The organism is Streptomyces sp. NPDC002232, from assembly GCF_042890295.1.
Classification (GTDB): domain Bacteria; phylum Actinomycetota; class Actinomycetes; order Streptomycetales; family Streptomycetaceae; genus Streptomyces.
In genome coordinates this window covers 461,175-474,843 of record NZ_JBIARV010000007.1, presented here as the reverse complement: position 1 = coordinate 474,843, position 13,669 = coordinate 461,175, and the positions used below count along the sequence as shown (strand labels likewise).

10 protein-coding genes are annotated in these 13,669 nt (G+C 74.3%); 6 read left to right on the top strand and 4 right to left on the bottom strand.

Annotated elements, in window-relative coordinates:
- Positions 1-511 precede the first annotated feature (511 nt).
- On the top strand, positions 512-961 hold the full coding sequence (locus ACFYXU_RS33850; RefSeq protein WP_329854544.1) for a PTS glucose transporter subunit IIA: 450 nt from the start codon (positions 512-514) through the stop codon (positions 959-961).
- 80 nt (positions 962-1,041) lie between these two features.
- Positions 1,042-2,712: a phosphoenolpyruvate--protein phosphotransferase gene (gene ptsP / locus ACFYXU_RS33845; protein ID WP_329854546.1), complete on the top strand. Its 1,671-nt coding sequence runs from the start codon at positions 1,042-1,044 to the stop codon at positions 2,710-2,712.
- 71 nt (positions 2,713-2,783) lie between these two features.
- Here the strand turns inward: ptsP and ACFYXU_RS33840 are convergent, their stop codons facing one another.
- Positions 2,784-3,674: a hypothetical protein gene (locus tag ACFYXU_RS33840; RefSeq protein ID WP_389408750.1), complete on the bottom strand. Its 891-nt coding sequence runs from the start codon at positions 3,672-3,674 to the stop codon at positions 2,784-2,786.
- A gap of 23 nt (positions 3,675-3,697) precedes the next feature.
- Positions 3,698-4,987, bottom strand: a complete 1,290-nt coding sequence (locus ACFYXU_RS33835; protein ID WP_389461438.1) for an MFS transporter — start codon at positions 4,985-4,987, stop codon at positions 3,698-3,700.
- A gap of 45 nt (positions 4,988-5,032) precedes the next feature.
- On the opposite strand from ACFYXU_RS33835, the gene ACFYXU_RS33830 reads away from it, so the two are divergent.
- From ACFYXU_RS33830 to ACFYXU_RS33820, 3 genes are all read left to right on the top strand, one after another.
- The gene (locus ACFYXU_RS33830; RefSeq protein WP_376517481.1) at positions 5,033-6,352 is read left to right on the top strand and encodes an aminotransferase class I/II-fold pyridoxal phosphate-dependent enzyme; all 1,320 of its coding nucleotides are present in this window, start codon (positions 5,033-5,035) and stop codon (positions 6,350-6,352) included.
- A 73-nt stretch (positions 6,353-6,425) separates the two neighbouring features.
- Complete coding sequence (locus tag ACFYXU_RS33825) at positions 6,426-7,403, top strand: sigma-70 family RNA polymerase sigma factor (protein WP_389461435.1); 978 nt, start codon at positions 6,426-6,428, stop codon at positions 7,401-7,403.
- Complete coding sequence (locus tag ACFYXU_RS33820) at positions 7,400-8,473, top strand: CU044_5270 family protein (protein WP_389461433.1); 1,074 nt, start codon at positions 7,400-7,402, stop codon at positions 8,471-8,473. Before ACFYXU_RS33825 ends, ACFYXU_RS33820 begins: the two co-directional genes overlap by 4 nt.
- 63 nt (positions 8,474-8,536) lie before the next feature.
- Here ACFYXU_RS33820 and ACFYXU_RS33815 read toward each other — a convergent pair whose 3' ends face one another.
- Entirely contained in the window at positions 8,537-10,513 is a 1,977-nt protein-coding gene (locus ACFYXU_RS33815; protein ID WP_389461431.1) for an acetoacetate--CoA ligase, read from the bottom strand.
- Positions 10,514-10,727: 214 nt separating this feature from the next.
- Here ACFYXU_RS33815 and ACFYXU_RS33810 point away from each other — a divergent pair, with 214 nt between their 5' ends.
- Entirely contained in the window at positions 10,728-13,106 is a 2,379-nt protein-coding gene (locus ACFYXU_RS33810; RefSeq protein ID WP_389461429.1) for a glycoside hydrolase family 31 protein, read from the top strand.
- Between the two features lie 33 nt (positions 13,107-13,139).
- Here the strand turns inward: ACFYXU_RS33810 and ACFYXU_RS33805 are convergent, their stop codons facing one another.
- Positions 13,140-13,640, bottom strand: a complete 501-nt coding sequence (locus ACFYXU_RS33805) for an NUDIX domain-containing protein (RefSeq protein ID WP_389461427.1) — start codon at positions 13,638-13,640, stop codon at positions 13,140-13,142.
- Between the last annotated feature and the right edge of the window lie 29 nt (positions 13,641-13,669).

Here is a 13,669-nt window from a genome sequence, read left to right as displayed (position 1 = left end):
AACTAATCTGGCGTTGATTTTTGGCACGCTGTTGAGTTCTCAAGGTGCGGACGCTTCCTTCGTTCCTGTTTCCAGGCCCTCCGGGCGCTTCCTTCATTTTCCAGCTTAGCAGATCCGAATTTCCGTTTTTGCCACCCGCTGGAGCGGGCTGCTGGGGCAGGAATTCGCTTTTCGCGATTTCCGTTCCCGGCGGGGTTGAACATTACCAGGCTTTCTCGGCCCCCCTGACCACGTTCCCTGCGAGCACGCAGAGGTGTAGACCACTGGGGTTAGGATCTGGCTTGATAGGTGCTGCCGACCCGCGACTCAAGGCCGCGTTGGGGTCAGGCAGGAGTACGACAGTACATCCCACCGTCAGTAGAGGCAAATCGTTTCCGGTAGTCCCTAGCTCCGACCAACGGGTACGTCTCGTGCGGAACCGGGACTTCCTATGACATACGCTTCAGAACAGTACGCCGTCCAGGACAGGTAGTGACGGCGCCACACAATCTCCGCCCCTGGGAGGCTTCCCATGACAACCGTGACGTCGCCGCTTGCTGGACGCGCCATCGGTCTCGCCGCAGTTCCCGACCCGGTCTTCGCCGGTGCGATGGTCGGGCCCGGTACCGCCATCGATCCCGTACGTGAGCCCTCGGAGGCCGTCTCCCCTCTCGACGGGGTCATCGTCTCCATGCACCCGCACGCCTTCGTCGTCGTGGACGACGAGGGACACGGGGTGCTCACCCACCTCGGCATCGACACCGTCCAGCTCAACGGCGAGGGCTTCGAGCTCCTCGCGAACAAGGGTGACCGGGTGACGCGCGGACAGGCCGTCGTCCGTTGGAACCCCGCCGCGGTCGAGGCCGCCGGCAAGTCCCCCATCTGTCCCGTCGTGGCCCTGGAGGCCGTCGCCGACTCGCTCTCCGACCTCGTCGAGTCCGGCGACGTGAAGGCCGACGACGTGCTCTTCGGCTGGAACTGAGCCGGTCCGTCCTCGTGACGACCGCGAGTTCGACATTCAACGCGGCGGCCGGGGCCGTCGCTCAATCGGAGACGGGTGAGATGGAGACAACGCTGCGAGGCGTCGGCGTCAGCCACGGAGTGGCGATCGGCGAGGTCCGGCACATGGGTACGGCGGTCCTTGAGCCGCCGGCCAAGCAGATTCCCGCGGACGAGGCGGAGCGCGAACAGGGGCGCGCCCGCCAGGCCGTGGAGGCTGTGGCCGCGGACCTCAATGCCCGGGGCAACCTGGCCGGTGGTGAGGCACAGGCGGTGCTGGAGGCCCAGGCGATGATCGCCCAGGACCCGGAGCTCATCGCCGACGTCGACCGTCGGATCGCGGTCGGCAGCACGGCCGAGCGCGGTATCTACGACGCCTTCTCGCACTATCGCGAGCTGCTCGCCGGGGCCGGCGAGTACATGGCGGGCCGGGTCGCCGACCTGGACGACGTGCGGAACCGGATCGTGGCGCGGCTGCTGGGCGTTCCGATGCCCGGCGTGCCGGACAGCGACGAGCCGTACGTACTGATCGCGCGGGACCTCGCGCCCGCCGACACGGCGCTGCTCGACCCGGCGCTGGTGCTCGGCTTCGTCACGGAGGAGGGCGGTCCGACCAGTCACAGCGCGATCCTCGCGCGGGCGCTGGGCGTGCCTGCCATCGTGGCACTGCCGGGCGCGGGTGAGCTGGCCGAGGGGACGCTCATCGCGGTCGACGGTTCGACCGGTGAGCTCTTCGTGGACCCGAGCGAGGAGAAGAAGGCGGAGCTGACGAAGGCGGCCGCCGACCGCAAGGCCGCGCTGGCCACGTCCAGCGGTCCGGGTGCCACCTCCGACGGTCACAAGGTGCCGCTGCTGGCGAACGTCGGCGGTCCTGCGGACGTGCCGGCGGCGGTCGAGGCCGGTGCCGAGGGCGTCGGTCTGTTCCGTACGGAGTTCCTCTTCCTGGACGACAGCAAGAAGGCGCCGTCCGAGGAGAAGCAGGTCGAGGCCTACCGCAAGGTGCTGGAGGCGTTCCCCGAGGGCCGTGTGGTCGTGCGGGTGCTCGACGCGGGCGCCGACAAGCCGCTGGACTTCCTGACGCCGGTGGACGAGCCGAACCCGGCGCTGGGCGTGCGGGGGCTGCGGTCGCTGCTCGACCACCCGGACGTGCTGCGGACGCAGCTGACCGCGCTGGCGAAGGCGGCCGAGGGGCTGCCGGTGTACCTCGAGGTCATGGCGCCGATGGTGGCCGACCGTACGGACGCGAAGGCCTTCGCCGACGCGTGCCGTGAGGCGGGGCTGCGGGCGAAGTTCGGTGCGATGGTCGAGATTCCCTCGGCCGCGCTGCGGGCGCGCTCGATCCTTCAGGAGGTCGAGTTCCTCTCGCTGGGCACCAACGACCTGGCGCAGTACACCTTCGCGGCCGACCGTCAGGTCGGTGCGGTGTCGCGGCTCCAGGACCCGTGGCAGCCGGCGCTGCTCGACCTGGTGGCACTGTCCGCCGAGGCGGCGAAGGCCGAGGGCAAGAGCTGTGGTGTCTGTGGCGAAGCCGCCTCGGATCCGCTGCTCGCGTGTGTGCTGACCGGTCTGGGCGTCACCTCCCTCTCCATGGGTGCGGCGTCGATTCCCTATGTGCGGGCGACGCTCGCCAAGTACACGCTGGCGCAGTGCGAGCGGGCCGCGGCCGCGGCGCGTGCCGCGGACACGGCGCACGAGGCACGGCTGGCCGCGCAGGCGGTGCTGTCCGGGGAGTGATCCCCGGAGGTCGATCGAGGAAGGGGCTTTCCGTCACGTGGTGGCGGGGAGCCCCTTCCTCGTGTCCGGGGTCAGTGGTGGGTGGTCCAGTCGTCGTCGGGGTCGGGGGCGAGGGGGTGTCCGGCGCGGTACTCGGCGCCCGGTTCCGGGGAGAGCGGTTCGCCGGTGCGGGCGTCGGTGCAGTAGGCGGAGAAGACCTCGGCCTCGGTGAGGGGGGTGAGGGTGCCGTCGGTGAGGCGCCAGCCGTGGAGCCGGTCGGGGGCGTCGGGGGTGTGGGTGCGCAGCACGACGCCGCCGGGTGCGGCGAGGGCGATGCCGGTGGCGAGGACCGCGGTGAACTCCGGTCCCTCGGTGGCGTCGAGGGGTGTGGTGCCGTCGGTGTGGAGGACGGCGAGGAGGGGTTCGTCCACGGCCTGGACGCTGCACACGAGGTGGTGGGTGCCCGGGCCCGCTGCTTCGAGGAGCCGGACGAGCAGGCGGGCCGCCCGGTCGTAGGCGGCCCTGCCGATGTCCTTTCCGCAGCCGGCGCAGTCTCCGGCGGTGGCGAGGACGGTGGTGGCGTACTCCCAGGTGGCCTGGCGGACGGCGGAGTCGACGAGCTCGGGGAGGAGGGTGGTGAGGGGCTGGCCGGTGTAGGTGACGCGGGCGCCGGTGGTGGCCAGGTGGGCGGTGAAGCGGCTGCGGCTCGTGGGGTGGTCGGGGTCGGTGCCGGTCTCGGCGCACCAGGCGGCGTACTCCTCGGGGTCGAAGAGGGTGACGGTGGTGTGGCCGCCGCGGTCGGCGAGGTTCCGCAGGAGGGCTTCGACCTGCCGGAGGTAGGTGGGGTGGTCGTCGAAGACGAAGGTGCGGTAGCGCCGCATCGCGGCGAAGTCCTGCTCGTCGGCGAGGAGGCCGACGGTGCTGGGGACTTCGCGGCGCAGGGCGCGGCGGAGGTGGGCGGTGGTGGTTCCGGTGCGTGTCATGTCTCCCCCTGGTGACGCTCCGATCAGTGCTCACTCACCGTAACCTTCGGCACTGACAGTGACGGTGGGGCCAGGCGTCGGCGGACGAGCCGGTTCTGCGCGGCGGTGGTGGCGACCAGGGCGGCTCCGAGGAGGGGCCAGGCGAGGGGGCCGGTGGAGACGAGGCCGGTCATGAGGAGGGGGCCGGCGAAGCGCTGGGTGGACTGGGCGAGGCCGTGGACGCCGAGGTAGGCGCCTTGGGCGTCGTCGGGGGCGAGGGCGACGGAGATCTCCCAGGAGACGATGGTGTGGATCATCTCGGCGAAGGTGAGGGCGACGGCGGCCGTGGTCAGGGCGGTGATCGCGAGGGCGCGGCCGTCCAGGGCGGAGACGGCGAGCGCGAGCGTGCCGACGGTGAAGAGGCCGGCGAGGGGGCGGAGGAGGCGGCGGGCGGCGTCGGTGGTGGTGCCGAAGCGGGAGAGCGGCACCTGGAAGAGGACGACGAGGGCGCTGTTGACCACCATGAGGAGCGGTGCGAGGCCGACGGGGGCGTCGGTGGCGTGGACGATCCAGAGGGGCAGGGCGACCTGGAGGATCGAGTCGTGCAGGAAGAAGACGGCCTCTCCGGTGGTGAAGGCGAGGAAGCCGCGGTCGCGCCAGGGGTTGGACGGCCTGGTCGTGGGGGCCGGGTCGGTGGAGGCGGCGGCGATGCGGGAGGCCGCGGGGGCGGGGGGTTCGGCGCAGCGGAGGGTGAGGGCAGCCATCACCAGGTAGGACAGCGCGTCGCCGACGAGGAGGAGGTGGAAGGCGGTGGTGGAGCCGATGGCGAGCGCGGCGGCGGCGCCGAGTCCGCCGAGGGTCCAGCCGATGTTGGAGGTGGTGCGGTTGATGGCCTGGTAGCGGACGCGGTCGGGGCCGGCGACGCGGGCGGCGTAGAGCTTGGTGAGGACGTTGGTGGCGCGGTCGGGGAGGGCGCCGGCGGCGGAGAAGAGGACGAGCAGGAGGTAGTGGTCGGTGGTGAGGAGGGCGAGGAGGGCGGCGGCGCGGAGGAGTTGGGTGCAGATGATGACGCGGACGAGGGGGAAGCGGTCGGCGAGGCGGCCGCCGAGCGGGGCTCCGGCGATGCCGGCGGCTCCGGAGAGGGCGATGAGGAGGCCGACCTGGCCGAGGCCGAGGCCCGTGACGTAGGTGAAGTAGAGGGCCATGGCCGTGGACCAGAGTCCGGTGCCGCACTTGTCGATGAAGCCGATGAGGAGCATGCGGCGGCCGTCGGTGCCGCCGGGGATCCGGTCCTTGAGGGGCGGTCGGTCGGGTCGGGTGGTGCTGCGGCTCATGGGTCCCCCTTGCCAACTGTTGCGTATTGATACATAATTGACTACGTGGCAGCACAATATGCGATCGAAGGGGCGACGGCCAAGGGGATTGCCGCGTCCGTGGAGCGGGGCGTGTCCGAGGGCGGGCTCGCCCCGGGCGACGCCCTGCCGCCGGTGCGGCGGCTCGCCGAGGAGCTGGGGGTGAGTCCGGGAACCGTCGCCACGGCCTACAAGGAGCTGCGGCAGCGGGGGCTGATCGTCACCCGGGGCCGGGGCGGGACCGTGGTGGCGGACGTGCCGTCGGCGCCGTCGCGGCGGCCCCCGCGCGTGCCCCCGGGTCTGGTGGACCTGTCCGCCGGGTTCCCGGACCCCGCCTTCCTCCCCGTCCTGCGGCCCCCGGCGGCCGTCGACCCCGTCTACGGCTCCCATCGCGCGGCGCCCCGGCTCGCGCACCTGGAGGAGCTGACCCGGGCGTGGTTCGAGCGGGACGGGGTGTCCGCGGAGCACGTGACCTTCGCGCACGGCGCACTGGACTGCATCGCGCGGCTCCTCTCGACGGAGCTGCGGCCCGGGGACGCCGTGGCGGTGGAGGACCCCGGGTTCCACCATGTGCTCGACCTGGTGCCCGCGCTGGGGCTCCGGGCCGTGCCGGTGGCCGTGGACGAGGAGGGTCTCGTGCCGGAGTCGCTGCGGGCCGCGCTGCGCGGCGGGGTCCGCGCGGTGGTGTGCAGCCCCCGCGGCCAGTGTCCGACGGGAGCCTTCTTCACGCGCGCGCGCCGGGACGAACTGGCGGCGGTGCTCAGGGGGTTCCCCGAGGTGCTCGTCGTCGAGGACGATCACAACGCGGAGGTGGGCGGCGCGGCGGCCCACACGCTCGCGGCGGCGGGGCTCGACCGGTGGGCGCAGGTGCGGACCGTGTCGAAGCACCTCGGCATCGACCTGCGCTGGGCCGGGGTCGCCTGCGACGCGGTGACGCTGGCGCGGCACGACCGCCGGATGGTGATGACCTCGGGCTGGGTCAGCCATGTGCTCCAGGAAACGGTGGCCGGCCTGTTCGCCGACGCGACGGTCCGGGGGCTCGTGGCGGCGGGCGAGGAGGCGTACGCGGAGCGGCGTGCGGCGCTGATCGGCGCGCTCGGCGCGTACGGGATCCGGGCGGTCGGGGCCAGCGGCCTGAACGTGTGGGTGCCGGTACGGGACGAGTCCGCGGTGGTCAACGGTCTGCGGACGCAGGGCTGGTGGGTCGCGGCCGGGACCCGGTTCCGCGTCGCGGCCCCGCCGGCCGTGCGGATCACCACGGCGAGGCTCTCGCCCTCGGACGCGGTGCGGCTGGCGGCGGACTTCGCCGAGGTCCTGGGGGACGCGCAGGCGACGTACGGCGGTTGAGGCGCTCGGACCTGTGGTCCAGGTCACGGGAACCCCGGCGCACCGCGGGCCAGTGCTCTGTGTGGAATCACCTATGAGAGATCGTTTCCGCGCCGGGGACCCCGCGGCGCTCGGGGAGGCGTACGACGAGCACGCGCGCGTGCTGTACCACTACGCCTACCGGGTGTGCGGGGACCGGGCGGCCGCGGAGGACGTCGTGTCCTCCGCCTTCCTGGAGGCCTGGCGGTGTCGCGGGAAGGTGCACGCCGACGGCGGCAGTCTGCGCCCCTGGCTGCTGGGCATCGCGACCAACATCATGCGCGGCGCCGCCCGCGAGGCGCGTCGGCGGGACGCCGCGCTCTCCAGGATCCCCGAGCGCGGGGTCATGCCCGACTTCGCCGACGACGTGCTCGCCCGCGTGACGGACGGGGAGCAGATCCGGGCCGCCCGGGTGGCGCTCGGCAGGCTCAGGCGGCGCGAGCGCGAGGTCTTCACGCTCGTGGTGTGGGCGGGCCTGGACTACGCCTCGGCCGGCGAGGCGCTGGGAGTCCCGGTCGGCACCGTCCGCTCGCGGTTGTCCCGGGCCCGTGAGCGGCTCCGGAAGCTCGCGGAGGAGGAGCTGCGCGCGGGACGGCGCCGCGAGCGGTCCGCCCCCGACGCGCGCTCGGCCGGGCGGCCGGGCGGCGGAGCGGGATCCGCAGAGCGGGTGGCGCACCCGGCTCCCGGGACCACGGACACGTCGGGGCACCCGGCCCCTGAGGTCGTGGAGCCGGTCGGGCGCCCCGCCCCCGGAGCCACAGACCCGGCTCGACACCCCGCCCCCGATGTCCTGGAGCAGGTCCGACTCCCCGCCCCCGGGACCTTGGACACGGTGCGAGACACCGGTCCCGGAGCCTTGGGGCAGGTCCCGCACTCCGCTCCGGGGGTCACGGATCAAGGAGGACACCCCACCCCGGACCGTCCCGCCCGTACCGGTGGTCCCCTCCGTCGGGCGCTCGCCGCGCCCGGCGGCGGCCGCTCGACCGTCCGCCCGGGCCTCGCGCCCCGACCGCACCAGGAGACCCAGGCATGAACGCCTCCGCACCCCGCCCGCACGCCGACGCGGACGAGCTCCTGCGGGCCGAGCTCGCCGAGCTGCTGCCCCCTCCCCCGGTCCCCGAGCCGACGGCCGAGCGCGAGCGGCACCTCAGGCACGCCGTCCTGCGGACCGCCCTGGCCTCCGGGGACGGCCCCGCCGCCCGCCCGGGACGGGCACGCGGGCTCCGGCTCGGCTGGATCGTGGCACCGATGACCGCCTGCGCGGTCGTCGCGGGCGTGGCCGTGCTCGCGCCGCAGGACGGTCCCGTCGGGTCCCCCGGCCGCGTCTCCGCCGGTCCGTCCGCCTCGCCCGAGGCCGTGCGGATCCTGTCCGGCGCCGCGCTCGCCGCGGCCTCCGCTCCCGCGCCGGACGTCCGCTCCGGTGAGTACGTCTACGTGAGGAGTCTCGTCGCCCACGCGGGACGCGACGCGTCCGGCGGTCCCGCCACGCTGCCGCCCGCCCACCGGCGCGAGGTGTGGCTCCCCGCCGACGGCAGCCGTCCGGGGCTGCTGCGCGAGCCCGGTGCCGCCGACACGGAACTCGGCTCCGAGGCGCCCGTGTACGCGCTGGACGGTCCCGGGGCCACACCCCGCAGGACCACGATGGCGGCCCCGCCCCCTTCCGTCACGAACCCGACCCACACGTACGTGGCAGCCCTGCCGACGGATCCGGACGCGCTGCTGCGCCTGATCCGGGAGCAGACGAGGGCCGGCCGGGGTGATGCCGACCAGCGGGCGTTCACCGCGATCGGCACCCTGCTGGCCGAGACCTGGGCCCCGCCGAAGGTCACCGCCGCGCTGTACGGGGCGGCGGCCCGGATCCCGGGGGTGACCGTGCTGCCGTCCGCGAAGGACGCGGCCGGGCGCGAGGGCGTCGCCGTGGCCCGTACCGCACACGGCGAGCAGACCCAGTGGATCTTCGACCGGACGACGTCGGCGTTCCTCGGTGAGCGGACCGTCCTCGCCGGGAGCACCCCGGCGGGCCCGGCCGGGGCGGTGCTCGGGGTGTCGGCGGTCCTCGCCAAGGGAGCGGCCGCCTCCCCCGGTGAAGCGCCGAGGGGCTGACCGGGACGCACGTACGGGGGCCCGCCGGTCCGGACGGATCGGCGGGCCCCCGTACGACGGCTTCTAGCGGCGACGCCGCTCGGCGGCGAGCCGCTCGTAGAAGTGGAGCAGACCGAGGTCGTCGACCGAGCCGGCGTTGACGGCCTTGGCCAGCGGGGTGCCCTGGAGGAGGCGCTTGACCGGGACCTCGATGCGCTTGCCGGTGAGGGTGTGCGGGACGCCGGGGACCTCGATGATCTCGTCGGGGACGTGGCGCGGGGAGAGCTCCGCGCGGATCGTCCGCTTGATGCGGTCGATCAGGTCCTCGTCCAGGGTGACGCCCTCCACCAGGTGCACGAAGAGCGGCATCCAGTACCCGCCGTCCGGTTCCTCCAGGCCGATGACCAGGGACTCGCGGATCTCGGGGAGGCGCTCGACGGCCTCGTAGATGTCGGCGCTCCCCATCCGGACGCCCTGACGGTTCAGGGTGGAGTCGGAGCGGCCGTGGATGACGACCGAACCGTGGTCCGTGATCGTGATCCAGTCGCCGTGGCGCCAGACGCCGGGGAACATCTCGAAGTAGCTGTCGCGGTAGCGGCTGCCGTCGGGGTCGTTCCAGAAGTGGATCGGCATGGACGGCATCGGGTTGGTGACGACGAGCTCGCCGACCTCGCCGGTCAGCGGCTTGCCCGACGGGTCCCAGGACTGGAGGTCGGTGCCGAGGCCCGCCGCCTGGAGCTCGCCGATGTGCACGGGGAGCGTGGGGACGGCGCCGGCGAAGCAGGAGCAGACGTCGGTGCCGCCGCTGACGGAGGCGATCCAGAGGTTCTCGCGGACCTCGTCGTGGAGCCAGCGGAAGCCGTCGGGGGGCAGCGGGGAGCCGGTGGTGGCCACGCACCGCACCGCGGAGAGGTCGAAGTCGCGGCCGGGGTGGACGTCGGCCTTGGCGCAGGCCATCACGTAGGCGGCGGAGGTGCCGTAGAGGGTGGCCCCGGTGCGTTCGGCGACGCGCCACTGGGCGGCGGTGTCGGGATAGCCGGGGCTGCCGTCGTACAGCACGACGGTCGTACCGGTGAGGAGGCCGGAGACGAGGAAGTTCCACATCATCCAGCCGGTCGACGTGTACCAGAAGAACACGTCCTCGGGGCCGAGGTCGCAGTGCAGGCCCAGCTGCTTGACGTGCTCGACGAGGATGCCGCCCTGGGACTGGACGATCGCCTTCGGCAGACCGGTCGTGCCCGAGGAGTACAGGACCCACAGCGGGTGCGAGAAGGGCACCTGCTCGAAGACCGGCTCGACGTCGGCGGCGACCAGGTCGTCCCAGGCGAGGGTGCCCTCGGGGGCGGGGGTGCCGAGGAGCGGGATGTGGACGACGGCGCGGAGGGTGGGCAGCTCGGCGCGCAGCTCGGCGACGGTGTCGCGGCGGTCGTGCTCCTTGCCGCCGTAGCGGTAGCCGTCGACGGTGAAGAGGACGACCGGCTCGACCTGCTGGAAGCGGTCGAGGACGCTGCGGGCGCCGAAGTCCGGGGCGCAGGAGGTCCAGACGGCGCCGACGGCGGCGGTGGCGAGGAGCGCGACGACGGACTGCGGGACGTTCGGCAGGTAGCCGCTGACGCGGTCGCCCGGGCGCACGCCGAGGGCGCGCAGCTCGGCGGCGAGGGAGCCGACCTGGCGGCGGAGCTCGCCCCAGGTGGTCGGGGCGGGGTCATGTGTCTCGTCCACATGGAGCAGGGCCGTGTCATGGGGCCGCTCGACGGCGGCCCGCAGGGCGTGCTCGGCGTAGTTGAGGGTGGCTCCGGGGAACCAGTCGGCGCCCGGCATGGCGCGGTCGCCGAGGACCCGCTCGTACGGGGTCGAGAAGCGGAGGTCGAACCACTCGACGACGGCCTGCCAGAAGGTTTCGAGTTCCTCGACCGACCAGCGGTGGAGCGCCGCGTACCCGCCGTCGGCGGGTGCTCCGTGGTGCTCGGCGGCCCAGGCCTGGAAGCGGGTGACGGCGGCCTTGGCGATGCGTTCCTCGTCCGGCTGCCAGAGCGGCTCGGTCGGCGCTGCGGATGACATGGGGGCGGCTCCCTGGCTGTACGCGGGTCTGCGTGTGTCTCGCGCACGTGCTGGGGTGTGCGCGTGACGCGGCTGACAGGACGATGCCATGTGATCGTCGTTCGCACCAGGTCTGCCCGCCCATGGTCAGGCAGTTGAACATGTGCTCCCACCACGGGTGAACGGCAGCTGAACGGAGCTGGTTCGGCCTCGGACGGGTGGCAGGGTGAGCTGCATGATCGGTGGGGAACTGCTGCGTTCGATGAAGGTGTTCGGTTCGGCGCAGGGTGTGCGTGCGGTGCGGTCGGCGTGGCGGCGGCGCCGTGCGGACGCGTCGGGGCTGCCGCCCCGGGGGCCGGAGCGGGCCAGGGTGCCGGGGCTCGCGGTGGGCGCGGAGGCGGCGCCGGGGGGCGGGACGGTCCGCTTCGCCCGGTCCTCGCTCCGGGTGTGCGTGTCGTCGGGCGGCACCGTCTTCTGGGCCTGGGACGGGGCCGGTCCGCTCCCCTCGTACGCGCTGGCCGGCGAGGCGCCCGACCCCGATCCCCGGGCCTGCCTCGAACCGGACACCGAGGGCGGCTGGCGGATCGTGTCGGAGCGGGTGACGGTGACCGTGTCCCGGCACGGTGCGGTGGAGCTCCGGACCCCGGGGGGCCTGATGCTCCGCCGGGACCTGCCGCCGCGCTGGTGGGAGCCGGTGGCGGAGCGGCCGGACGGAGCCGCGGCCGTCGGGTCCGGCGGGGCGCGCTGGGTGCAGCGCAGCGAGGTGCCGGCGGACGCGCGGTTCTTCGGGCTCGGCGGCCGGTCGGCGGGGCCGCGCCTGCGGGACGGCTCGTACCGGCTGTGGAACACCGACCCCGGGGGCCGCTTCGGCCCCGGCGACGATCCGCTCTCCCTCACCATGCCCGTCCAGTTCGTGGTCTCGGACGCGGGGACGCACCTGGCGTTCCACGACAACTCCTGGGACGGCCTGGTGACGCTGGCCGAGGGCGAGGAGGGCGCCGGGTCCGGGCACGACCGGCCGGGCACGAGCGAGGTGCGGATGACGGGCGGGCCGCTGCGCTGCTGGGTGGTGGTCGGCACCCCCGCGCGCGTGCTGCACGGCTGGGCGGCGCTGACGGGCGCGCCCGCGCTGCCGCCGTCGTGGGCGCTCGGCCCGCAGCACGCGCGCTGGGGCTTCGACAGCGCGCGGGAGGTGCGGCGGGTGGTGGCCGGGTACCGGGAGCGGGGGCTGCCGCTGTCCGCCGTGCACCTGGACATCGACCACTACGACGGCCACCGGGTGTTCACCGTCGACCGGGAGCGCTTCCCCGACCTGCCGGGGCTCGCGGAGGAGCTGCGGGAGCAGGGCGTGCGGCTGGTGTCGATCGTGGACCCGGCGGTGAAGGCGGAGCCCGGTGACCCGGTCCACGACGGCGGCGCGGCGGTGGACGCGTTCGTCCGGGACGCGCGGGGCCGGGTGGTGCGCGGGGTGGTGTGGCCCGGTGAGTGCGTCTTCCCCGACTTCACCGATCCGGCGGTACGGGAGTGGTGGGGCGGTCTCTACGAGGAGCGGCTGCGGCAGGGCTTCGCCGGGGTGTGGCACGACATGAACGAGCCGGTGTCCTTCGCGCCCTTCGGCGACCCGACGCTCCCCCTCTCGGCGCGCCACGCGCTGGAGGGGCGGGGCGGCGACCACCGGGAGGCGCACAACGTCTACGGGCTCGCGATGACCCGGGCCGGGTACGAGGGGCTGCGCCGGCTGCGGCCCGACGAGCGGCCCTTCGTCTTCTCGCGGTCCGGCTGGGCGGGCATGCAGCGGTACGGGGGCACCTGGTCCGGCGACGTGGCGACGGGGTGGCCGGGGCTGAGCGCCTCGCTCGCGCTCGTCCTGGGCCTTGGGCTGTGCGGGGTGCCCTACTCGGGGCCTGACATCGGCGGCTTCGACGGGAGTCCCTCGCCGGAGCTGTTCCTGCGCTGGTACCAGCTGGGCGCGTGGCTCCCGCTCTTCCGCACGCACGCGGCGATCGACGCCGGGCGGCGCGAGCCGTGGGAGTTCGGTCCCGAGGTCCTGGAGCACGCGCGCGTGGCGCTGGCCGAGCGGGAGCGGCTGCGCCCGTACTTCACGACGCTCGCCCGGCTGGCCCGGATGACCGGAGCGCCGTACGTGCGGCCGGTCTGGTGGGGGACGCCCGAGGACCGGGGGCTGCGGGACTGCGAGGACGCCTTCCTCCTCGGCGACGCGCTGCTCGTGGCGCCGGTCCTGACGCGGGGCGCGGACCGGCGGGCGGTGCCGCTGCCGCGGGGACGCTGGTACGACACGGCGACGGGGCGGGCGTACGAGGGGCCGGGGCAGGTGCTGCTCGACGCGCCGCTCTCCCGGGTGCCGGTCCTGGCCCGGGCGGGCGCGGTGCTCCCCGTGCGGGGCGAGGGGGGCGGGACGGTCCTGGAGGTGTGGGCGCCGGCCGAGGGGCGGACCGGCGGGGGGCTCGTGGTGCGGGACACGGGGGACGGCTGGGAGCCGGCCGCGATCGAGCGGTACCAGTCGCGGCTGGTGGACGGCCGGGTGGTGGTGGAGCGCGTCACGGACGACGGGGTGGAGGAGGCGGGGCTGCCGGTGGTGGTGCGGGGGCGGTGAGAGGGCCCGGCGTCGCCCGGTCCGTCACATCCGTCACCCGTACGCGCCGTCGAACCATCTCCGTACCGCTTCCGTGTGGAGCGGGAAGGCCAGTTCGGCGGGTGCCGTGAGGACGTGGTGGCCGCTCGTCTCGTCCGTGGGCGCCGAGGGCGGGAGCCGGTCGGCCGGGCGGGCCGGGAGGAGGCCGAACAGGAGGAGGTGACCGGCCGGGGAGCTCAGCGCGTCGGCGAGCCGGACGTCCTCGGCCGTGGCCGGGATGCCGGTCTCCTCGCGGAGTTCGCGGGCGACGGCGGCGCGCCAGTCCTCGCCGTGGTCGATGAAGCCGCCGGGCAGTGCGGTGCCGCCTCGCGCCGGCTCGATGGTGCGGGTGATGACGACCAGGCCCGTTCCCGTCGCGCCGGTGACGGGCAGCAGCGCGACCGCGACGGGCAGCGGATTGCGGTAGGCGGTGTGTCCGCAGGCCGGGCAGGTGCGGGGCCAGCCGGCGTCGGGCGCGTGGGCGGCTCCGCAGGCGGTGCAGTGGGTGTCCTTCACGGCCCGACCGTACGCGATCGGCCTTGGCC